The organism is Variovorax sp. OV329 (assembly GCF_900114785.1).
In the GTDB taxonomy this organism is placed as follows: domain Bacteria; phylum Pseudomonadota; class Gammaproteobacteria; order Burkholderiales; family Burkholderiaceae_C; genus Variovorax.
Genome location: NZ_FOUG01000009.1, coordinates 20,290 through 40,905 on the forward strand (window position 1 = coordinate 20,290; position 20,616 = coordinate 40,905).

A 20,616-nucleotide genomic window follows, 5' to 3' on the forward strand; every position below is an offset into this window, starting at 1 on the left:
ACATGGCCACCAGCAGTCAGAAGTTCATCGCCCGGAACCGGGCACCCCGGGTCCAGATCGAATACGACGTGGAGCTCTACGGGGCCGAGAAGAAGGTGCAGCTGCCCTTCGTGATGGGTGTGCTGGCCGACCTCTCGGGCAAGCCGGTGGACCCCGACAAGGTGCAGCCGGTGGCGGACCGCAAGTTCCTCGAGATCGACGTGGACAACTTCGATTCGCGCATGAAGGCCATGAAGCCGCATGCCGCCTTCGAGGTGCCCAACACCCTCACCGGCGAGGGCAACCTGAAGGTGGACCTGACCTTCGAGAACATGGACGACTTCTCGCCCGCGGCCGTGGCGCGCAAGGTCGATGCGCTGAACAAGCTGCTGGAGGCGCGCAACCAGCTGTCGAACCTGGTCACCTACATGGACGGCAAGGGCGGTGCCGAGGAGCTGCTGGCCAAGGTGCTGGACAACCCCGAGCTGCTCAACACGCTGGCCTCCACCGCCAAGCCGGCCGACGCTGCCTGAGCGCCCCCCGCCTCATCCACCGAACTCGAGGAGTACCACCATGGCAGATGCCGCCACCCAGCAGGAAAGCGCGCTGAAAGACGTCGCGTACGAAGGAAGCGACTTCTCGTCGCTGCTGCAGAAGGAATTCAAGCCGCGCAGCGACGAGGCGCGCAGCGCCGTCGAGGCAGCCGTGCAGACGCTGGCGCAGCAGGCGCTGGCCAATACGCAGGTCCTGGGCAAGGACGTGACCAAGTCGATCCAGGCCATGATCGCCGCGATCGACGCCAAGCTCACCGAGCAGGTCAACCGCATCATCCACCACGAGGACTACCAGAAGCTCGAGAGCGCCTGGCGCGGCCTGCACTACATGGTGAACAACACCGAGACGGACGAGAACCTGAAGATCCGGGTGATGGACATCAGCAAGAAGGAGCTGCACAAGACGCTCAAGAAGTTCAAGGGCACGGCGTGGGACCAGAGCCCGCTGTTCAAGAAGGTCTACGAGCAGGAGTACGGCCAGTTCGGCGGCGAGCCCTTCGGCGCCATCGTGGGCGACTACCACTTCGACCAGAGCCCGCCCGACGTGGAGCTGCTGGGCGAGATGGCCAAGATCGCCGCCTCGGCACATGCGCCCTTCATCACCGGCGCAAGCCCGAACCTGATGCAGATGGAGTCCTGGCAGGAGCTGGCCAACCCGCGCGACCTGACCAAGATCTTCTCCACGCCCGAGTACGCCGCGTGGCGGTCCTTGCGCGAGTCGGACGACTCGAAATACATCGGCCTGTGCATGCCGCGCTTCCTGGCGCGCGCGCCCTATGGTGCCAAGACCAACCCGATCGACGACTTCGACTTCGAGGAAGACACGACCGGCGCCGACCACAGCCGCTATTCGTGGGCCAACGCGGCCTATGCCATGGCCACCAACATCAACCGCTCCTACAAGATGTACGGCTGGGGCTCGCGCATCCGCGGCATCGAGTCGGGCGGCGCGGTGGAGAACCTGCCGCTGCACACTTTCCCGAGCGACGACGGCGGCGTGGACCAGAAGTGCCCCACCGAGATCGCCATCAGCGACCGGCGCGAGGCGGAGCTGTCGAAGGCAGGCCTTCTTTCGCTGATCCACCGCAAGAACTCGGACTTCGCGGCCTTCATCGGCGCGCAGTCGCTGAACAAGCCGGCCGAGTACGACGACCCCGACGCCACCGCCAATGCCAACCTGGCGGCGCGCCTGCCCTACCTGTTTGCCTGCAACCGCTTCGCGCACTACCTCAAGTGCATCGTGCGCGACAAGGTGGGCAGCTTCAAGGAGCGCGCCGAGATGGAGCGCTGGCTCAACAAATGGATCATGAACTACGTGGATGGCGACCCCGCCAACTCCTCGGAAGAGACCAAGGCGCGCCGTCCGCTGGCGGCTGCCGAGGTGGTGGTGGAAGAGGTCGAGGGCAACCCCGGCTACTACACCTCCAAGTTCTTCCTGCGCCCGCACTACCAGCTGGAAGGGCTGACGGTGTCGCTGCGGCTGGTGTCCAAGCTGCCTTCCGCCAAGGGCGGCAAGTAGGCGCCTCGTTTTTTTGGCCGATGTCCTTGAATTCGGCCGCCCCGCTTTCGTTCTCCAGGTAGCTCCGGGGCGCTGTGCAAGGTGCGCCGCGGCCCGGCAGCCAGCTTCGACTTATTCATACATCCGAAAGGTGCGCATCATGGCCGTAGACATGTTTATCAGGATCAAGGACGTCGAAGGCGAGTCGTCCGACGACAAGCACAAGAAAGAGATCGACGTGCTGGCCTGGAGCTGGGGGGTGTCCCAATCGGGCAGCGCGCATGTAGGCGGTGGCGCCGGTGCCGGCAAGGTCAACGTGCAGGACATGAGCTTCACGAAGTACATCGACTCGGCCTCCAACGCCCTGCTGCTGGCCTGCTGCAATGGCAAGCACATCGAGGAGGCAGTGCTGGTGGTTCGCAAGGCTGGCGAGAACCCGCTGGAGTACCTGAAGATCACGCTGAGCGACCTGATCGTGTCATCGGTGAGCACAGGCGGCAGCGGCGGCGAGGACCGCCTGACCGAGAACGTGTCGCTCAACTTCGCCAAGTTCAAGTACGAGTACAGCCCGCAGGACGCCAAGGGCGCCGGCGGCGCGGCCAAGACGGCGGGATGGGACATTCCGGCGAACAAGAAGATGTAAGGCGGCGGGCGACAGCCGTACAGGAAGCCCGCAGCGATGTCCACCCTCAACCAGAAGGTCGTCGTGTGGGCCAGCGGCCAGGTCGGCAAGCAGATCGGCGCGGGCGAATGCTGGGACCTGGCCAACAGCGCACTCAAGCAGGCCGGGGCCCAGACCTCGTCCGACCTCGGCCCGACCGGCGCGGACGACGACTATGTGTGGGGCACCGTGGTCGAGCCGAAGGACGCCCTGCCCGGCGACATCATCCAGTACCGCGACTGGGAGATGACGACCACCACCACCACGGACGTGAGCTTCTCCGATGACTACGGCTGGTGGGACGCGCCTACCAGCACCGTGGGCCACCCGCACCACACCTCCGTCGTCACCACCAATCCGGGCAACGGCGTGCTGACGGTGCTGGAGCAGAACCACCGGGGCAACAAGGAGAAGGTGCGCAACGGCAGCATCCGCTGGAAGGACGCTGCGCCCACCACCTCCATCAGCAAGAAGCTGATGAAGCGGCGCGACAACGGCAAGACCGAGATCGCCACCATCACGATCAAGGTGGAAGTGACCGTGACGGGCACGCTCACCATCTACCGGCCGGTGGCAAAGTAGCCTTCCGCGCCCTCGCGGGTAGCTCCCCGACAGCCTGGCGGCAATCCCTGGCCGGGTGCCATGCTTTCCCCCCAGAATCCGCCTGCGGCCCGGCCGCACCGGCGCCACGCAGGCGAACGGGTACAACAACCGAAGATCTGGAGAAGAGAAGCATGCAGACCTTGCAACGCCCCCACCGTCCCACCGGCGCTTTCATCGGCGCCTCCTGGGCCGCCCTCTTTGTAGGCGCCATCGCCTTCCTGGTGGGGCTGTGGAACGCGCAGATGCAGCTCAACGAGAAGGGCTACTACTTCGCCGTGCTGATGTACGGCCTGTTCGCAGCCGTGTCGCTGCAGAAGTCGGTGCGCGACCGGCTGGAGGGCATCCAGGTCACCGGCATCTACTACGGCCTGTGCTGGCTGTCCTTGCTGATCGCCGTGCTGCTGCTGTGCGTCGGCCTGTGGAACGCCACGCTGGCGTCCAGCGAGAAGGGCTTCTATGCCATGGCCTTCCTGCTGAGCCTGTTCGCAGCGGTGGCGGTGCAGAAGAACGTGCGTGACGTGGCGCTGCTCAAGCCGGCGGCCACCGACGCGCAGGACGACGACGCCTAGTCCGGTTCGCCCATGAGCACGAAGGCGGCCCAGTAGGCCGTCTTCGGGTACTTGGCGCGGGTGGCCTGCATGGCTTCGCGCAGCGCCTCGGACTTGCCGGCGCCGGCCTGCAGGCGGCGGTAGAAGGTCTCCATCAGATCGCGCGTGGGTTCGTCCGGAATGGACCACAGCGACACCACCACGCTGGGCACCCCGGCGGACATCCAGGCGCGCGACAGGCCGATCACGCCCTCGTCGTTGATGGCGCCGCGGCCGGTGTCGCAGGCGCTCATCACCACCAGTTCGGCCTGCGTGCGCGCCTGGGCGATCTCGTCGGCCGTGAGCATGCCGCCGTCCGAGGCGCTGGGCGCCAGCGCCAGCAAGCCCGGCGTGCGCGAGTGGTTGCCGCCGCCGCTGTCCTCCAGCAGCGTGAGCCTGCGCACATAGGGGTTGGCTTCGCCTTGCGCGCGGTCGGTGAAGTCGTCCAGGAAGCCGTGCGTGGCCAGGTGGATGTAGCGCGCATCCTGCGCGGCCTGCAGCACCGCCGGCTTGGTGGCGGCGGCCCCGGTGAGCGGGCTGGCATGCAGCAACTCGGCCACCGCGCGGGCCTCCTCCTCTGCGCCGGGCAGCGAGGGCACCTCCAGCGGCGCCGCTCCCGGCGTGGGCACGTAGCGCGGCATGACCGGGTTGCCCACGACCAGCGCAGCACCATCGGCACGAACGGCACGCTTGCGTGCGCCAGTCAGCGCCAATGTCTGCATCGAGGGCGTGAGCGACAGCGCGTAGCGCGCCACCAAAGGCGTGCCGTTCGTATCTTCAAGCGCCGCAAAGGGCACGAGGAAAAGCGCGCCTTGCGGCACCACGACCAGGCGCGCACCCGGCTCGGGCGGCAGCAGTTCGGCCACCGGCTCGACCAGCAGGCGGTGCAGCCGGCGCAGCTCGTTGCCCGATCGGCTCACGCGCTGCGGACGCGCATTGGCCACCGCGACCGGCCCGCGGCCGGCGACACCGAAGACCTCGCGCGCATGGACGATGGTGCTGGTCAACGCAAAGCTCTCGTCCTGGTTCGCCAGCACACCCTCGAAGCCGCGCTCGCGCAGGCTCACCCGGCCGTCGGAGCCGATCACCCAGATGCGGATGCCCACCTCGCGCTCGGGCATGCGGCTGGGCAGACGCCCCGGCTCGGTCGCGATGGAATAAGCGACGACGGTGGCGCGGCGCTGCTGCGCCATGGCGCGCATCTCGGCCAGGCTCGCCGGCCGGGCCGCGGCCCCGGCAGCCGGGTTGGCCATCGGGTCGTCGTTGTCGGGCGACTCCTGCGCTTCGCCCCGGCGCGCGCCGGCCATCATCTCCTGTATCGACGGCACGTTCTTCCGGAAGGCGCGGTGCGCCAGTTGCTGCGTCAGCGCGCGGCCCCGGCATCGCTCCGCGGATTCGAGCGAGCGCTCGGGCGACGGCGCCCTGGCATCGATGGTCTCCAGCAGCGGGCAGGCGAAGCTGGGCAGGAAGAGTTCGCCGCTGGTGGAGGCCACCGCCGCCATGTTGCGCTCCAGCCCTTCGGTGAGGCGGCTCATGCCCATTCCCTGCATCATCTGCGCGATCTGCGGCGCCGCCGCGAACATCCCCAGTGATTCCTCGCGGCTGGCCAGCGCGTCCAGCAGCAGTGCGCGCGCTTCCTCGTTGCGGCCTGCACGGTACAGGGCGAGCGCCAGGTAGGGCGGGATGATGCCCCGGTCCATGGACGCGTTGTCGCCGCGCCGCCGCATGCCGGCGTGCGCCTGGGCCAGGCGGTCGACGGCGCCCGCCACGTCGTCGGCCTGCAGCTGGGCCAGGCCCATGAGCACCTGCAGCTCGCTCTGGATCTGAAGGCGGCGCACCATCACCTGCTCGACCTCGCCCGCGCGCTGCGCCTGCGCCATGATCGCCTGCATGTCCATGGCGCCGCTGCCCAGGCGCTGCAGCGGCACCGGCCGCGGCGCTTGCGGAACGACCTCCTTGTCGAAGAGGGCCATGGCCCGCTCGATCGCCGCACGTGCATCGGCGGTGCGGCCACCGGCGAGCAGGCTCTTGCCGGCCTCGGCCAGCAGGCGGATGCGCATCGCGTCGCTGTCGGCCAGCGCCACGCCTTCACGCAGCGAAGCGGCCGATTCGTCGAAGCGCCCGGAGCCGAAGCGCACCAGCCCGTCCTGAAGCTTTCGTTGCGCGGGCGAAGCGTCCGCCCGCGCGTCGGGGCAGCGCTGTGCCTGCTCGCGGGCGAACACCACCGGGGCGGGCCCGAGCCAGAAGCCGGTGAACTGCGGGTTGGTGCCTTCCAGCGCCTGGGCGACGTCGCTGCAGGTGCGGTTGGGTTGCTGTTGCTGCTGTTGTGGCGCTTCCTGCTGCGCCCCCGCAGGCGCGGTCCAGAACAGCGCGAAGGCGCAGCAGGTGGCCATCATCGGAAGCGCGTTCATCGGACTGCCTCCTCATGCGCATGCGGGCGGCTAGAGCATCAGCCGCGTGGTCTCGTCGTCCTCGTGCGCCCACAGCGCGAGGGCGGTGTAGTTGTCGTGGCCCGGCTTGGCATGGGCCTTGACCTGCGCATCCAGCTTCTCGATCCATTGGCTGGCATCGCGCGAGGCCCTGAGCGTGTCCAGCAGGCAGTCGTCGCCCAGCGGCTCCCACAGGCCGTCCGTGCAAAGCAGCAGCACGTCGCCCACCTGCAGCTCCAGCGGGTCGGACACGACGATCTCGGGCGGAATCTCCACCGACCCCAGCGCCGACAGCAGCATGTTGCGCTGCGGATGCTGCCGCGCGCCCTCGTCGTCGATGAGGCCGCCGGCCACCATCTGCTGCACCAGGCTGTGGTCCACGGTGCGCTTGACGATCTCGCCGTGGCGGATGAGATAGGCGCGGCTGTCGCCGCTGTGGGCCAACGCGATCTGCCGGGCCTGCAGGTCGATCGCCGCCAGCACCACCGTGGAACGCATGGCGGACAGCTTGCCGCCCTCGGCCTGCCGGGCCACCACGTCGAGGTTGGCGCGATCCAGCAGGCGGCGCAGCGATGGCGCATCGATGCCCGGCCGCTCGGCGAAGCCGCTGAGCACGCTGCCGCGCACCACCGCCGCGGCCACGTCGCCGCCGCCATGGCCGCCGGCGCCATCGGCCACCACGCACAGCACGTGGCGATCGTCGCTCCAGTGGCCGTAGGTGTCCTCGTTGTAGTCGCGGCCGCCCTGTTTGGACAGGGTCACGATCTCGATCTCGAAGTTCAAGGCGCCCTCCCTTGTTGTTCTTGCGTTGCTTGCCCCGTGGCCGCTAGCCAGGTCCGCCGCGGGACTTCAGCCGCGCCATCTGCTCTTCGTAGGCCTTGACGAAGGCCTTGCCGAACAAGGTGTTGAAGTCGTCCTCGGCCTCGGCTGCGATGCCGCCGTAGAGGATCACGAACTGGTCCCACAGCCTGGCCTTGCGATTGGCGGAGAAGAGCGAGTCGAGCGCGGATTTCGCGGCGATCTTCTTCTCGAGTTCCTCGGGCGTGAAGCGGGCCAGCACATGCGCCAGCGCGGCGCGCATGCCCACCATGACGCCGAACTCGTGGGCGCGCAGGTCGTCGTAGGCATCGCGCATCGCCTCCTGCGCCGGCATGAAGCCACGCATGCCGGGGCCCAGCAGGTGACCCAGCGCCACCTCGACCGTCGGCGAGAACTTGAGCGGGTTGTTGGCGTTGGCCGCGATCATCGTGAGCTCGGCATGCATGCCCTTCTTCACCTCCTGGCGGGCGAGCAGCAACTGCAGCGTGCCTTCGGTGGCGCTGCGCAGCAACACGCCGATGCGCTCCATCAACTCGGGCGTGAGCGCGGCGGGCATCTGGTGGGTGCTGTCCAGGCCGCGCAGGAAGGCGGCGAGCAACTCGGACGGGTCGCCGACGGCTGCAGCGGCGGCCCGCGACACCGGCGCCACAGGCGCAGGCGCAGAAGCGGGAGCAGCGGTCGCGCGTGGCGCAGGTGCCGGCGCCTGGACGAGTGCCGGCGGCGGCGCGGCTCGCGGCGGTTGCGGGGGCAGCACCGCGGGGGCCGCCGACGGCATCAGGTCGGCAAAGGGATCGTCCTCCTGCTGCGCGATGGCGGGCGCCAGGGGCCGCCCCGTCAGGTCGTCGAAGCGGGCTGCAACCGGCGGCGAGGGCGGCGCGCCAAGGTCGTCGAGAAGGCTCCCGCCGCCTTGTGCGGGTGCCGTTGGGGGCACCACGCCCTTGGGCGGCGCGAAGCCAAGGCGGTCGATGGCCACATGGTCGGCCTTGGGCGCGGGCGCCGCCTTGGGCGCACCCAGTCCCAGCGCCGCGAAGGGATCGGCGTCGGCGGCGGTGTTGGGTTGCAGCAGCGGATCGGCCAGCGGTGACAGCGCCAGCGGGTCGGCGCCGGGCCTGGCTGGAGCGCCGCCGAAGAGATGGTCGATGCCCGCTGCGGCATCGGGCGAGCGCAGGCCCAGGTCCGAGAAGTCCTCGATGGCGCCCGGCCTGGGCGCGGCCGAACCCGTGCCGAGCAGGTCGGCGAAGGGATCGCCGTCGGACATCGGCGCCGGGACCGCACGCGCAGCGCCCATGGCCATGGGATCGGGGAAGAGAAGGGAGGCGGCCGAGGCTGGCTCCGCGCTCGGCGGGCGCGCCGGCGCTGGTGCAGGGGGCGAGCCGATGCCCGAGAGGAGGTCAGCGAAGGGGTCCTCAGGCGTGGGCCGCGGTGCGCCGGCCGCGGGCGTCGCAAGTGCCTGCGGCGGCGATGCAGCCGCGTCGCCGCGCACCGTGAGCTCGAAGCAGCCGACCATCAGCCGGTCGCCGTCGCCGAGCTCCACTTCGTTGCCGCTGCCCAGCGGCCGCCCGTTGTGCTGCAGCGGGTTGCTGCCCTGGTCGACGATGAAGTAGCGATCGCCGCGGCACTGCACCACGGCATGCGTGCGCGACACGGTGCGATCGTCGAGCACCAGCGTGTTGGTGTTGGAGCGGCCGATGGTGCCGCCGGCCGGGCCGAACTGCGCGGAACGCGGCTGGCCGCCCTGTGCCGCTTGCGCCCCGACGACCACGAGATGGATCACTGTCCTTGCCTCCTGCGGTTCATGGCCTGCCCCCGCCCGACCACCAGAGCCAGGCCGAGACGGCGCCGAAGATCAGCGCGACCACCAGCCAGGTCCGGCTGGCAGATGCCAGTTTGAAACCATCGCGCGCCAGGCGCCAGAGGGCGGCGGCGAAAAAGACCAGGGCGAGCGCGGCCAGGATGTACTTCGCAGCCATCTCATCGCCCGCCTTGCCGGGCCGCGCCCATGGCATCCAGCCAGCGCACCTGCCGCCATGCGGGCGCCGCCGTATTGAAGACCGGCGTGCCCGGCTGCAGCATGCACAGCCACTCGGACGCCGCGATGCGCCGGCGCTGCGTGCCCTCGCGAAGCACGCGCAGGCAGTGCGCCGGCGTCGGCGGCGCACCGGCGAAGAAGCGCATCCCGGCCGCGAAGCGGTGCACGCTGGCAGCCCACCAGGCCCGTACGCCGTCGACCTGCGGCCAGGGCAGGCCTTCGTCCTCGTCGAGTGCCACCGCATCGTCGTGCGCGTCCTCGCCGGCGCCGGGCCCTTCGGGCGCGCTGCGGTGCAGGCCTTCGCCGAACAGGTCCAGCCCCGTGATCATCGAGAAGGACTCGCCGGCCAGCCGCGCCCAGGGCTCTTCCTCCATCCGGTCGATCAGCCAGGGCACGAAGTGCGGGTCGCCGGCGATGCCCGTGCCGCGCAGCAGCAGCCGGCGGTCGGCGGCCTCGCGCGACAGGGGCTGCAAACTCGCCAGCGCCTGTGCAGGCGTCTGCAATCGCAGCAGCCAGCGCAAGGCGTCGGCGCGGCGCGGTCCGGGCTCTGCCGCCACCACCTGGAGCGCAGCAGCAGCCGGCGCGTGATGACCGAGCAGCGCGAGCGACGTGGCGGCAGCCAGGCGGCAATCCTCGTTCACTTCTTGCAGCGCCGCCTCGCAATGCCCCGCCAGGTCAAGCCGGCCGCCCTGTCCCGCGGCCCGCAGCCCCTGCGCGCGCAGGGCCGCATCGGGCTCCTGCATGGCAGCGACCAGCGCGCCCCCCGGGTCGACGCGATGCGCCACGCAAGCTGCGATGGCCCACGAACGGCGTACCGCCTCCGGCGACGAGATCAGCGCACGCACCGGCTCGCGAAGGCTTGGCGCAGACACCCAGCCCAGTGCGCGCACCACGCCGGGCCACATCGCAGGCTGCGCCTGGACATGCGCCAGCACTCGATCGACCCGCCGCGCGTCACCGTCCTCCATGGCCCGCGCAGCGGCCACGAAGGCCGCCGAGGCGTCGCCTTCATCGAGCGCCTGCTCGCACAGCGACCAGCCCAGCGCGCCGGCGACGGCCACGCCATCGAGATGGGCGGCCAGGCGCTCGTCATGCCGGTGCAGGGCATGCAGCCGCACGTGCGGCGCCGCGACCAGGAACTGCCGGCTGGCGCACAGGCTGGCACTCTCTTCCACGTGCTGCATCACGATGTCGGGCAGGGCGTGCGTGGAGATGCCGGACATGGCCTTCACCCGATCTCCACCATGCTGAGCGGCTGGCAGCGGGCGTGAAAGCAGGCCAGCAGGTTGACCAGGCCGGCAAGCGCGGCCACCGGATCGGCCTGCAGCTTGAACACCGCCCATTCGATGACGTGGCCGTAGCTGACCACGCCCTTGCCGTCCGGCTCCACGTAGCAGCGCGCCGGGTCGCCAGGGGCCATGGCATAGGCGCCCAGCAGCACCGCCCGCACCCAGACCTCCAGCGCCTGGTTCAGCCGCAGTTCGCTGTCTGGCGCGAGCGGCGACTCCAGGCGCAGGTAGAAGCTGTAGCCGCCGCCCTCGGGTTTCCGGTCTTCGAGCGCGAAAGGCAGCCGGCCGTAGACGCCCGGGAAGGTGGACTCGGCCGCGTCGGTCACGAGCACGCGCGGCGACGCATCACCCGGCGCGAGCACGTCCACCGAGCGGATCGGCAGCCGCTGGTGCAGGCGCAGCAGCAGGTGGCACAACACCACCCAGGCCTCGTCGGCCAGGCGGCAGGGCTGCGCGCGAAAGACGGACTCGCCCGGATCGCGCCCCGGCAGGACGCTCAATGCCAGCGTGCAGTCCCAGGGCGCCACGCTGCCGCCACCCAGCGCGCCCGACAGCGCCATCTGGCCGAACAGGCGCAGGGTGAGCGCCACGAGCCCATCGGGGTCGGGCTGCGCCACGCGCACCCGGATGGCCAGCGGCTGCCCCGCCATCGCCCCAAGCGCGGAGTACCTGAACTGGAAGGGAAGGCTGAAGCCGGTGGCGATCATGGGCGGCGGTGCGTCAGTCGAGGAACCTGCGCTCCCAGCGATCCAGCAGGTCTTCGTCGAAGTTGGCCAGGTACAGCAGCATCTTCGCCTCGCGGAACAGCGTGATGGGCTCCAGCACCTTGGCAACGGCGCGCAGCAGCGGCGTGTCGATGCGGCGATTCCTGTCGCCCATCTCGGGCGTGCGGCCCCCGCGGATGACGGTCGTGCTGCCGGCCTGGCCCACCTCGATGCCAGCGGGCAGCGCCTGGTGCAGCGCCTGCGTGCCGCCCACGGCCTGCACCAGCGGCGCGTCCAGGAAGGTGATCCAGCGCGCACCGCGCACCTGCCGTCCCAGGCGCAGCCGCGTCAGGTCGTTCATCGCGACGTCATAGCCGGGGTGGCGCAGTGCCAGGCCGCGGATGCGTTCGAAGGCGTCCGTCTGCTGGGCGTCCGCCTGCAGCAGGGCGGGCGCACAGTAGCCCGAGACCGGGGCCAGCAGCGCCGCCATGTGGCCGGCCAGCTCGCACGTGGCATCGGCCTGCGCTTCATCCGCCGCCTCGATGGGAAAGGTCATCTGCACCAGCGTCATGGAGTCCGGCTTGTCCCTGTAGCGGCCGGCCAGGAGGAATCCGTATTGCGGCGCCGAACCGGCGGCGTCGTTGACGCGAAAGGCCGTGAGCTTGCGCTTGCGCGCGCCCGCCGGCTCCATCGACTCACGGATGCGCTGCATCGCCGAAGCGTCCAGCTCGCGCCACTCCTCGGAGGTGGCGCTGACCACCGCCCACTGCAGCGCATCCGGTGGAACGCTGGCCAGGTACAGGTCGAGGGCCTGCATCAGCGCGTCGCTGCATTCATGCACCTCGCGGTCCAGGAACAGCGCCAGCGTGACGCCGTTGCGCACCAGCACGCGGCCGGTACCCGGGTCGGTGATTTCGAGGGGGACGATTGCTTCCATGTGCCTGCTCCTGCTAGCAGCTGCTGCGGGGTTGCGCCCCGGCGCAGTGCTTGGTCTTGGCCGCCTTCGATGCGCCCTTGGGAAGGCCCTTGGAGCCCACGATGTCCACCTTGGCTGCCGGGAAGCGGTCCTCGTACTTGTCCCGCTGGGACTGCGACATGTACGGGTCCCGGCTGCAGTTGAACTTGAAGTCCCAGATGTGCGTGATGGCGCCCTTGCCGTCGGCGCCGCCGCGGATCTGCACGTCCAGGCGGCTGGGGTCCATGGTCTTGGTCTCCGGGTGGTAGGCCTCGGGGGTCACGTTCTTCCAGTCGCCCTTGTCCTTGCGCCGGTTGATGGCGTCCTGGCAGCACGAGTGCTTGTGCACGCCGCGCGAACGGCAGCCCTTGCCGCTGTCGGGCGGCTTGCAGTCGACCGCCTTGTTGCAGCAGTCGGCGATGGCCTGCAGCTCCGGCGGGGCGCCGCTCACCGGCATCTGCAGGTTGCCGGCCAGGTCCGCGGTGTTCTCGTGGTTCTGGAACTTCTTGTCGGTCAGGCGGCAGGCGTTCTTGCCATCCATCTTCACGTCGAAGGAATAGAGGATCCAGGTCGACTCCTTCATGAAGGTGCTCGACTTCACGCCCCCGGCCACGCCCGCGTTGTCCCCGTTGGACAGCGAGTACTCCGAGCCCTTGACGGCGATCATCATGCCGCCGTCGGCCTTGACGGTACTGGTGCCCTTGTCGAGCGTGGCCGACTGCGAGATGTTGGGATAGGGAATGGGCACCGGGCCGCCGGGCGACGGCGTCTTGCACACGTCGGGAATGGTGGCCATCGAGATGCCGTTGCTCCCCTTGTGGACCAGGGAGTTGGCAACGCCGTTGACCTTGACCGTGACCGGCATGGCTAGCTCCCCGCCCCCACCGCCAGCAGCGCCGCGGCGCGCTCGCCGCCTTCGGCGCTGCCCCAGACGAAGGCCAGGGGCCCGTTCGCGTAGCTCTTGTGGCCGGCGGCCACCGCCAGCGCCAGGTGCAGCGGTCCGCCCGCCGCCGCCAGATCGCCCCAGCAGTCGGCCGGCGCGATGAAATCGGACGCGGACTCGAAGGCCTCCTTGGTGCGCAGCACCGCGAAGCCGAACTCGTCGGCGCGGTAGGGCTCGCCATTCATGTCGCAGTACACGTCGCTGACACGATGGCTGCCCGGCAAGCCGGCGAGCGCGGACCTGAAGGCCTGCGTCAGGCCCTCGCCCACGCAGATGGTCTCGGTCTTGATGCGCTTGGGCTCGAAGGCGCTTCCCACACCCAGCAGCCGCGCGAGCGCCGGCAACTGCAGGCGCTCGACCAGCGAGCGGCGCATGAGCAGCACGGCCCCCGCACCCTCGCCCGGCACGAAGCCCCAGGCATTGTTGAGCGGCCCGGCGCCGTGCAACTGCTCGCCCTGCTCGAGCCATTCCAGGGCGTCGGCGTCGATGTAGGAATCCACGCCCGCCACCACGCACGCATCGAGCGCGCCCTGGGCGAGGCGTGTCCAGGCCGCCTCCAGCGCGAACAGTCCCGCGGCATGGCCGGCCGCGAAGCGGGCGACCGCCGAGACCTGGCCGCGCCAGCGTTGCGCCGCTGCGCTGGCCAACAGCTGCGGTAGATCGGCCGCCACGCCCGGGCGCACAGCCGGCAGGCCAAGCGACAAGGCCACGCGAAGGCCGGCCGCCGGCATGCCGGCCAGCGGCACGAGCGCCTGGTCGACCGCCGGCTGCAGCATCGCCAGCATCCGGTCTGCAGCGGGAAGCTCCGGCTCGAGCCAGGGGGCCCGCGCCACGCGGACCGGCTCGCCGGCCGCGTCGATGATGAAGGGATGCTCGCCGAAGCCGCTGATGCCCGCGCGCACCGCCGCCGCGCTGGCCCACGCGTCCCGGCCGACCGGCGTGCTGGCGCCCAGGGCCACGATGAACACCGGCTCGAAGTCCATCAGCCCACCTCGAACTCGAAGTCGTCTTCGACCGGGTCGCCGGGATACAGCGGCGTCTTGCGCGTGACCACGGTGCGCTCGAGCTTCTGCACCTTGTGGTGGCAGGGCAGCGCGCTGTGCCACACGAGCGAGACGCGCGGAAAGTCCGGCTCCAGGATCACGCTGTGGAGCTTGCGCTGCTTGTGGATCTCGTGGCTGCCGTCGTAGAAGCGCGTCTCGAAGCCCAGGTAGAGCTTGGGCAGGACGAAACGCAGGTTTCCCAGCGGACACAGGTTGTGCAGCGCCACCGGCTCGCCGCCGAGCAGGAACTGCGGCGCCTGCTGGTCGGTGGGCGCGCACTGGAAGAACTGCTCGTCGAAGTCTTCGGGCAGGAGCGGCTGGCGCGTCTTCATCCAGCGCTCGCCGTAGGTGCCGGCATGCGACGCGCGCGGTTGCCAGTGCGCGCCGATGGGCCCCAGGCCGGCCGGCGCCGGGCGGTCGCCGGCGGACTGGATGAGGCGGTCCGGCGCCTCCAGGTTGGGCAGCGCCTGGCCGTCGAGATGGCCGGAGCTGGCGGCAAAGCCGCATCCGACCGGGTTGCGCCAGTCCCAGTCGCGCTCGGGCTGCTCCGAGCGGGCATCCACGCCCCCGAAGGCGCGCTCGTAGACCAGCGGCATTCTCAGGAATGGGGCGGGTTCCGAGGGGCCGAGCGCGCCCCAGTGGCGGTCACCGAACACCCGGACCAGCTTTTGCACGGGCCCGACGCGGAATCCCGCGTCCAGCGCCGTCACCGGCTGCTCGCCGGGCGCGTGGGCGTGACCCACCACGGTGATGTCGGTGGTTCGCTTGCACAGCACCAGGTCGGCCTCGTAGCGCAGGCTGCTGTGTCCGGGCTCGCCGTTGTAGACGGGCGCGCGCAGCACGGGCGGCTGCTCGTCCGCGACCTCGGTCGAGCCGTCAGCGCGGATGTCAAAGGTCGCCTTGACGGCCACGAGCCAGATCTCCTGGCCGTCGCGATCACGGACCCAGGCACGCTCGGCGGCAAAGGGGGTGCGGTTGTCGACTTGCCACATCGCGGGGACTAGTTGATGTCGATCGCCGCGCCCTTGAGCTTGTTGTAGCCGCTGGAGCGGCTGAGGATGTAGCTGCCGCGGATGAGCACCTTGCCCGCGCGCGTCAGGACGATGCTGGCCTCGCCGCAGCGCAGCACGATCTCCCGCTCGGCGGTGAAGACCAGGCGCTCGCCGTCCGAGCTCACCTCCATGCCGTGCGCGCCGCCCGGCTGCGCCGCCTCCACTTCGCCGGGCGCCTCCTGCAGGACGCCGATCACGATCGGCCGCACCGGGTCGGCGTTCTCGAAGAGCACGAGCACCTGCGCGCCTGCCGTGGCCCGCCGCAGGGTCACCGTCGAGCGCGCCGGCACCAGCTCGCCCGCGCACCCGGGCAAGCCGGCGAGCAGCGGCTCACCCTGCAGGCCGAATCCGTGCAGGCGCGCCGTGACGGGCGCCATGCCGGGCAAGGCCGCGGCAGGCGCAGGCACCGCATGCGTCGGCGTGCGTTCACGCGCAAGCAGCTGGCGCAGCTCGCCGCCCGGCTCGGCCGGCGGCAAGGTCTTAAACGGATGCTCGTTGGCGCCCATGAAGCTGCTCCTCAATTCAGCCCGATCTTGCTGCCCTTGACCACGACGTCGCTGCTGGCCTTGACGTTGATCTTGCCGGAGCCCTCGATCGTGATGTCCTTGCCCTTGAGCACGATGGTCCCGTCCTTCTTCATGGTGAGGCTGGCGCTTCCCGTGACGATGGAGACCGAGTCGCCCGCGTTGATCTTCAGGTTCTTCGAGACGTCGAGGGCGTCGTCCTTGCCGACGCTGGTGGTGCGCCCGCCGCCGACCGAGCGCGACTCGTCGGCGCCCACGTCAGTCGAGAGATTGCTGCCCACGCTTGTCGACTGGTCCGCGCCCACGTTCACCGTCTGCGCGGCGCCCACCGTGACGGCCTGCGCCGCACCCACGGTGATCTCCTGCGCCGCGCCAACCGTGATCGTCTCGTTGGCACCCACCGTGTGCGTGCGCTGCGCCGCCACCGTCGCGGTCTCGTTGGCGCCCACGGTGATGCTGCGGTTCGACCCGATGGAAATGCTCTCGTTGCTGCCCACCGACTCGGTGCGGTTCGAGCCGATCGTGATGGTCTCGTTGCTCCCCACGCTCTCGGTCCGGTTCGAGCCGATGGTGATGCTCTCGTTGCTTCCCACCTTCTCCGTGCGGTCCACCCCGATGGTGATGGTCTCGTTGTTGTCCACCGTCTCCGTCCGGTCGTGCTTGACGTGCGTGGTCTCGTCGTGGTCGATGGTCTTGGTGCGGTCGTGCCCCACCCAGTGGGTCTCGTCGTTCTCGACCTCGATGTCCTGGTTCTTCTCCGCATGCAGGTAGACCTGCTCGCTGCCCTTCTTGTCGTCGAAGCGGAACTCGTTGCAATTCGCGGCGCTGCCTTTGGGCGTCGACCGGGTGCGGAAGCCGCTCTGCGTGTGGCTGTCGAAGGGCTTGGGCTGGTCGTCGTTGTAGACGCGGCCGATGATGATGGGGCGGTCGGGGTCGCCGTTGAGGAAGTCGACGATCACCTCCTGCCCGATGCGCGGGATGAAGTAGCCGCCCCAGCCCTTGCCGGCCCAGGGCTGCGACACGCGCACCCAGCAGGTGGACTTCTCGTTGCTCTCGTCGTAGCGGTCCCAGTGGAAGTGCACCTTCACGCGGCCGAATTCGTCCGCATGGATCTCCTCGCCGGCCGGACCGACCACGATGGCGCTCTGCGGGCCCGGCATGGTCACGCGCGGCGTCAGGCGCGGCGGCCTGAAGGGCGTGTCGGCCGGCAGCAGCGTGAGCAGGAAAGTGCCGTTACCGCGCATCGGCGCGATCAGGTCGGGCGTGCCCATCAGGATGTCGTGCACCGCCTGCGTCCAGTCGCCGTTGATCGGGTCCTCGGCCAGCATCTCCTCCAGCACCCGGCCGTTGCGCTGCACGTTGCCGGCATTGGCTTCCAGCCCCTCGTAGCCCGGGTGCGTCAGGATGAAGGCGCAGCCGGCCACCAGGTAGTCGGTGTCCTTCTCTCCCATGGGGTGACCATGGAAGGTGAAGGTGCGGCCCACCGCCACGTCGGGCCAGCGGGTGATGGCCCAGTTGATGCGCCGGCGCGCCGCCAGCTCTTCCATGCGGACCTTGGCTGCGTCGTCGGTGTCGTCGGCGCGCAGGTAGCCGCCCGGGAACTCGAAGGCCTCCAGGTCGGCCAGCTCGTGGGTGTCGGGGTCGCCCTTGTCGGCGCTGAGCTTCTTCTTCACCGCCTTGAAGTCGCTGTCGCGCGAGGCGTACTTGCCGGTGTGGAAGCGCCGCGAATCGATCCACCAGCTGATCTCGTTGAACCGGGCCTCGGTGGCGCCGAAGGGGATGTAGTTCATCGTGCCTTCCACCGGCAGCTTCTTGTGCGCCACGTCGCTGGCGTCGGCCATGTACATGGTGCCGGGCGCCTTGTGCGCATCGAACCAGTAGTACATGCCCTCGTCCTCCATCAGGCGCGACAGGTAGTTGTAGTCGCTCTCCTGGTGCTGCACCGAGTAGCGCAGCGGCTCGTGGGTGCCGATGACCTTGTCGGCCTTGGTCTTCTTGAAGCGCTTGATGGGGCTGTCTTCCACCACGGCGTCGAAGATCTCCAGCACCTTCTTGTCCTGCAGGATGCGCGAGTTGCTGCGCTTGGTGAGCAGCCAGAACCACGAACGCAGGCTGATGCGGTACTCGAAGTAGCGGCCCACGTGGCCGCGGCGCATGAAGCGCATCGCATGACCCTGGCAGTGCCGCTCGTGCTTGGCCTGCCCCTCGTCCTGGAACTCCACCACGATGTCGAAGGCATAGCCCAGGATGTCCTTGGCGTCGATCTTCTCGTTGGTCGACAGCACGCTCAGCTCGTACTGGGCCGGACGCGAGAGCGATTCCTGGCCGACGAGGGTCCAGAACATCAGGTCCTTGCCCACCGGCGACTCGCTCTTGATGACGAACTGGTGCTGCTGCTCGGCCATGCGGGTTCTTTCGGTCTCCGTTGCTGTGTTCTTCAGGACGAACGAGCCGCCGCCGGTTCGCAGCCCGCCGCCACCAGGAAGCCGCCGACCGGCTTGCCGCCCTCGGTGCGCAGGTGCGCGGGCTCCAGGCTGCGCAGCGCCAGGCCCGCCTGCGCAAGCACGCGCCGCAGGTAGGGCTCGGCGTGGGTGTAGCGGCCGTGGGGGTTCAGGTGGAAGTCCTCGGCCGAATCCTCCGCCAGGCCTTCCACGGTGAAGACCAGCCAGCCGCCCGGCGCCAGCGCCCGCGCGCTGGCCCGCGTCACAGCGGCCAGGTCACCGAAGTAGCACAGCGTGTCGGCCGAGACGATCAGGTCGTAGCGACCGGCCGGCTCGCCCTCGATGAAGGCGGTGAGCTCGGCCTTGGCCAGGCCGTCGTAGACCTGCCGCGGCTCGGCCTTGGCCAGCATGCCTGCCGACAGGTCCACGCCGATCAGCTGGCGCGCATGGGGCTTGAGCAGCGGGCCGCACAGGCCGGTGCCGCAGCCGGCATCGAGCACCACGCGGTCGGCCCTCGCCTCGCCCAGCAGTTCGTCGACCAGTTGCGCGACCAGTTCCGGCGCCCGGTAGTGCAGGTGGGCCAGCTTGGCATCGAAGCTGTTGGCGAAGCCGTCGAAGACCTTCTCCACGTAGTCGTCCGGCGCGCGGCCGGGCACGTCGTCGCCGGAGCAGGCGGCCAGGTGGTGGCGGGCCTCGGGGCTGTCGGGCTCGTCGCGCAGCCACTCGGCGTAGACGCGCGACGCCTCCTCGAAGCGCCCCAGCGTGTAGTAGGCCATGCCCAGCGCCTGGCGGGCGCGCACGTTGGCGGGCTTGAGCGCCAGCGCCTCGCAGTAGCTGACCATGGCCGCCTCGTCGCGGCTGGTGGCGTGCAGCAGGTTGCCCAGGTTGGTGTGGGCGTCGACGAACTCCGGGTCCAGCGCGATGGCGCGGCGATAGGCTGCTTCGGAATCCGCGAAGCGCTTCTGCTCGCGCCGCAGCACACCCAGGTTGTTCTGGATGTCGGCGCGTTCGGGCGCGAGGCGGGTGGCCTCCTCGTAGGCATCGGCCGCCTCTTCCACGCGGCCGGCCTCCAGCAGCACGTTGCCCAGGTTGCTGTGCCAGTCGGGCACCTCGGGGTCCATGGCGACGGACTCGCGCATCAACGCCAGCCCGTCCTCGGTGCGGCCGCGCGACTGTTGCAGCACGCCCAGGAAGTGCACCGGGTTCGGGTCCTTCGGGTCCATGCGCCGCAGCGTGTCGTAGAGCTTGGCGGCCGCCTCCAGCCGGCCCTCGCGGTGCAGCTTCATGGCCAGGGCCATGGCTTCCTCGTAGCTGACTTCGGCGGTTGCGCTCATCGGGCGGCTCCGACCAGGTCGAGCTTCTGGCAGATCTTGACCAGTTCCGCCGCGGCGATCACGTTCAGGCCGTAGATGTGCTCGCACTTGTCCGGATCGGCGAAGTCGATCATCACGATGTTGGGCATGAAGAGCTTGAGCATCCCGCCCGAGGAAAAGGCGCAGGCGTCGACGTTGGCCGGCAGCGCGTTGTCGATGTAGTCCTGGAAGCCGGCGCGCCAGATCGTGTCCATGCCGCCCAGGTTCTGCTTCTCCCACATCTGGTCGTTGCGGTCCTTGATGTTCTTGAACACGCCGGTGGTGGTCCAGTACATCATTCCCACGGCATTGGGGTCGGCCGCCGAGCAGCCCGGCGTCTTCACCTTCCTGCGAAAGCGCGTCTTCTTGTCCGCGATGCCCAGGGCCGCCTTCTTCAGGATGCCCTTCTGCGTGGCGATGTTCTCCTGGATCTTGGAATCGAAGCCCGAGTTGTTGAGCGCGGTGCCGCCGGCCCCCCAGTACTGCAGCCCGTCGAAGCTGCCGTCGTAGCCGGCAGGCGGCTTGTACAGGTTCTTGATGTGGGTGATGCCCACGCGCTGGGCCGGTTGCTTCAGCTCGCTGTAGCCGCCGGTCATGAAGCCCACGACCACCGTGCCGGCCAGGTCCGACAGCGCCTTGGTGTTGAGGTTGCCCCCGCCGCCGTAGATCTTCTTGCCCAGCACACTGCGGCAGGTGTCGGCGATCAGGCCCCAGTTGGTGCACTTGTCGAACTTGAGGATGAGGAATTCGCCGGCGAACTCCGCACTCTCCACGAACTTCTTCGCGTCCTCCAGGATCTTCGTGAGGCCCATGCCCCAGGCCGCGCCCATGCCTTCGCCCTTGAGCTTGCTGCGCTCCAGCGCCACGGTCTGGCCCAGGTCCTTGAGCTGGCGCGTCTTGGTGTCGGTGTTCAGGCCCGGCGCATGGAAGGCGCGCAGCTGCGCCTCCTTCGCACCGGAGGCACCACCGGGCACGGTCTGCGCCGCCACCCGGACGTCGAAGAAGCGCACCCCCGCGCGCGCCTGCCCCAGGATGTCCAGCGACTGGGTCTGCGCGTTGGCCGGGCCGCTGGTGATGGCCGCGTCGTGGCTGCCCGCCATGACGATCTCGTTGAGCTGCCGGTCGCTTCCCAGGTCCGAGTACTTGATGGGCAT

19 protein-coding genes are annotated in these 20,616 nt (G+C 69.6%); 5 read left to right on the top strand and 14 right to left on the bottom strand.

Annotated features, from left to right (window positions below; genetic code table 11):
• Window positions 1-2: 2 nt before the first annotated feature.
• The 5 genes from tssB (at window position 3) to yiaA (ending at window position 3,864) form a co-directional block, all read left to right on the top strand.
• Window positions 3-512 (top strand): type VI secretion system contractile sheath small subunit, encoded by a 510-nt coding sequence (gene tssB / locus BM345_RS16520; RefSeq protein ID WP_093381215.1) that lies wholly within the window; start codon window positions 3-5, stop codon window positions 510-512.
• Window positions 513-552: 40 nt separating this feature from the next.
• Window positions 553-2,052: a type VI secretion system contractile sheath large subunit gene (gene tssC, locus BM345_RS16525; protein ID WP_093381217.1), complete on the top strand. Its 1,500-nt coding sequence runs from the start codon at window positions 553-555 to the stop codon at window positions 2,050-2,052.
• 139 nt (window positions 2,053-2,191) lie between these two features.
• The gene (locus BM345_RS16530) at window positions 2,192-2,674 is read left to right on the top strand and encodes an Hcp family type VI secretion system effector (RefSeq protein ID WP_093381441.1); all 483 of its coding nucleotides are present in this window, start codon (window positions 2,192-2,194) and stop codon (window positions 2,672-2,674) included.
• A gap of 36 nt (window positions 2,675-2,710) precedes the next feature.
• On the top strand, window positions 2,711-3,274 hold the full coding sequence (locus BM345_RS16535) for a hypothetical protein (RefSeq protein WP_093381218.1): 564 nt from the start codon (window positions 2,711-2,713) through the stop codon (window positions 3,272-3,274).
• Window positions 3,275-3,426: 152 nt separating this feature from the next.
• Window positions 3,427-3,864, top strand: coding sequence for an inner membrane protein YiaA (yiaA, locus tag BM345_RS16540; protein WP_093381220.1), 438 nt, complete (start codon window positions 3,427-3,429; stop codon window positions 3,862-3,864).
• Here yiaA and BM345_RS16545 read toward each other — a convergent pair.
• From BM345_RS16545 to BM345_RS16600, 14 genes are read right to left on the bottom strand one after another with little or no spacing between them, the layout of a single operon-like run.
• A complete protein-coding gene (locus tag BM345_RS16545; protein WP_093381221.1) occupies window positions 3,861-6,293 on the bottom strand; it encodes a CHAT domain-containing protein in 2,433 nt (810 codons plus the stop codon). The genes yiaA and BM345_RS16545 overlap by 4 nt on opposite strands.
• 30 nt (window positions 6,294-6,323) lie before the next feature.
• Window positions 6,324-7,094 (bottom strand): PP2C family protein-serine/threonine phosphatase, encoded by a 771-nt coding sequence (locus tag BM345_RS16550; protein WP_093381223.1) that lies wholly within the window; start codon window positions 7,092-7,094, stop codon window positions 6,324-6,326.
• A gap of 43 nt (window positions 7,095-7,137) precedes the next feature.
• Complete coding sequence (tagH, locus tag BM345_RS16555; protein ID WP_093381224.1) at window positions 7,138-8,904, bottom strand: type VI secretion system-associated FHA domain protein TagH; 1,767 nt, start codon at window positions 8,902-8,904, stop codon at window positions 7,138-7,140.
• 19 nt (window positions 8,905-8,923) lie between these two features.
• Window positions 8,924-9,100: a hypothetical protein gene (locus tag BM345_RS30160; protein WP_175545036.1), complete on the bottom strand. Its 177-nt coding sequence runs from the start codon at window positions 9,098-9,100 to the stop codon at window positions 8,924-8,926.
• Between the two features lies 1 nt (window position 9,101).
• A complete protein-coding gene (locus tag BM345_RS16560; RefSeq protein ID WP_254789786.1) occupies window positions 9,102-10,382 on the bottom strand; it encodes a TIGR02270 family protein in 1,281 nt (426 codons plus the stop codon).
• Window positions 10,383-10,387: 5 nt separating this feature from the next.
• Window positions 10,388-11,155 carry a hypothetical protein gene (locus BM345_RS29730; RefSeq protein WP_139237538.1) on the bottom strand — a complete coding sequence of 256 codons (768 nt, stop codon included), beginning with the start codon at window positions 11,153-11,155 and terminating at the stop codon, window positions 10,388-10,390.
• 13 nt (window positions 11,156-11,168) lie between these two features.
• Window positions 11,169-12,089, bottom strand: coding sequence for a type VI immunity family protein (locus BM345_RS16565; protein WP_093381227.1), 921 nt, complete (start codon window positions 12,087-12,089; stop codon window positions 11,169-11,171).
• Window positions 12,090-12,102: 13 nt separating this feature from the next.
• Window positions 12,103-12,972, bottom strand: coding sequence for a DUF4150 domain-containing protein (locus BM345_RS16570; RefSeq protein WP_093381229.1), 870 nt, complete (start codon window positions 12,970-12,972; stop codon window positions 12,103-12,105).
• A 2-nt stretch (window positions 12,973-12,974) separates the two neighbouring features.
• Window positions 12,975-14,033, bottom strand: a complete 1,059-nt coding sequence (locus BM345_RS16575; protein WP_093381230.1) for a beta-ketoacyl synthase N-terminal-like domain-containing protein — start codon at window positions 14,031-14,033, stop codon at window positions 12,975-12,977.
• Window positions 14,033-15,085 (bottom strand): DUF2169 family type VI secretion system accessory protein, encoded by a 1,053-nt coding sequence (locus BM345_RS16580; RefSeq protein WP_093381231.1) that lies wholly within the window; start codon window positions 15,083-15,085, stop codon window positions 14,033-14,035. The genes BM345_RS16575 and BM345_RS16580 overlap by 1 nt, the downstream gene beginning before the upstream one ends.
• Before the next feature lie 8 nt (window positions 15,086-15,093).
• Window positions 15,094-15,651, bottom strand: coding sequence for a DUF6484 domain-containing protein (locus BM345_RS16585; RefSeq protein ID WP_093381233.1), 558 nt, complete (start codon window positions 15,649-15,651; stop codon window positions 15,094-15,096).
• An 11-nt stretch (window positions 15,652-15,662) separates the two neighbouring features.
• On the bottom strand, window positions 15,663-18,074 hold the full coding sequence (locus BM345_RS16590; RefSeq protein WP_093381234.1) for a type VI secretion system Vgr family protein: 2,412 nt from the start codon (window positions 18,072-18,074) through the stop codon (window positions 15,663-15,665).
• Between the two features lie 32 nt (window positions 18,075-18,106).
• Entirely contained in the window at window positions 18,107-19,444 is a 1,338-nt protein-coding gene (locus tag BM345_RS16595; protein ID WP_093381236.1) for a tetratricopeptide repeat protein, read from the bottom strand.
• Window positions 19,441-20,616, bottom strand: coding sequence for a PI-PLC domain-containing protein (locus tag BM345_RS16600; protein ID WP_093381237.1), 1,176 nt, complete (start codon window positions 20,614-20,616; stop codon window positions 19,441-19,443). The genes BM345_RS16595 and BM345_RS16600 overlap by 4 nt, the downstream gene beginning before the upstream one ends.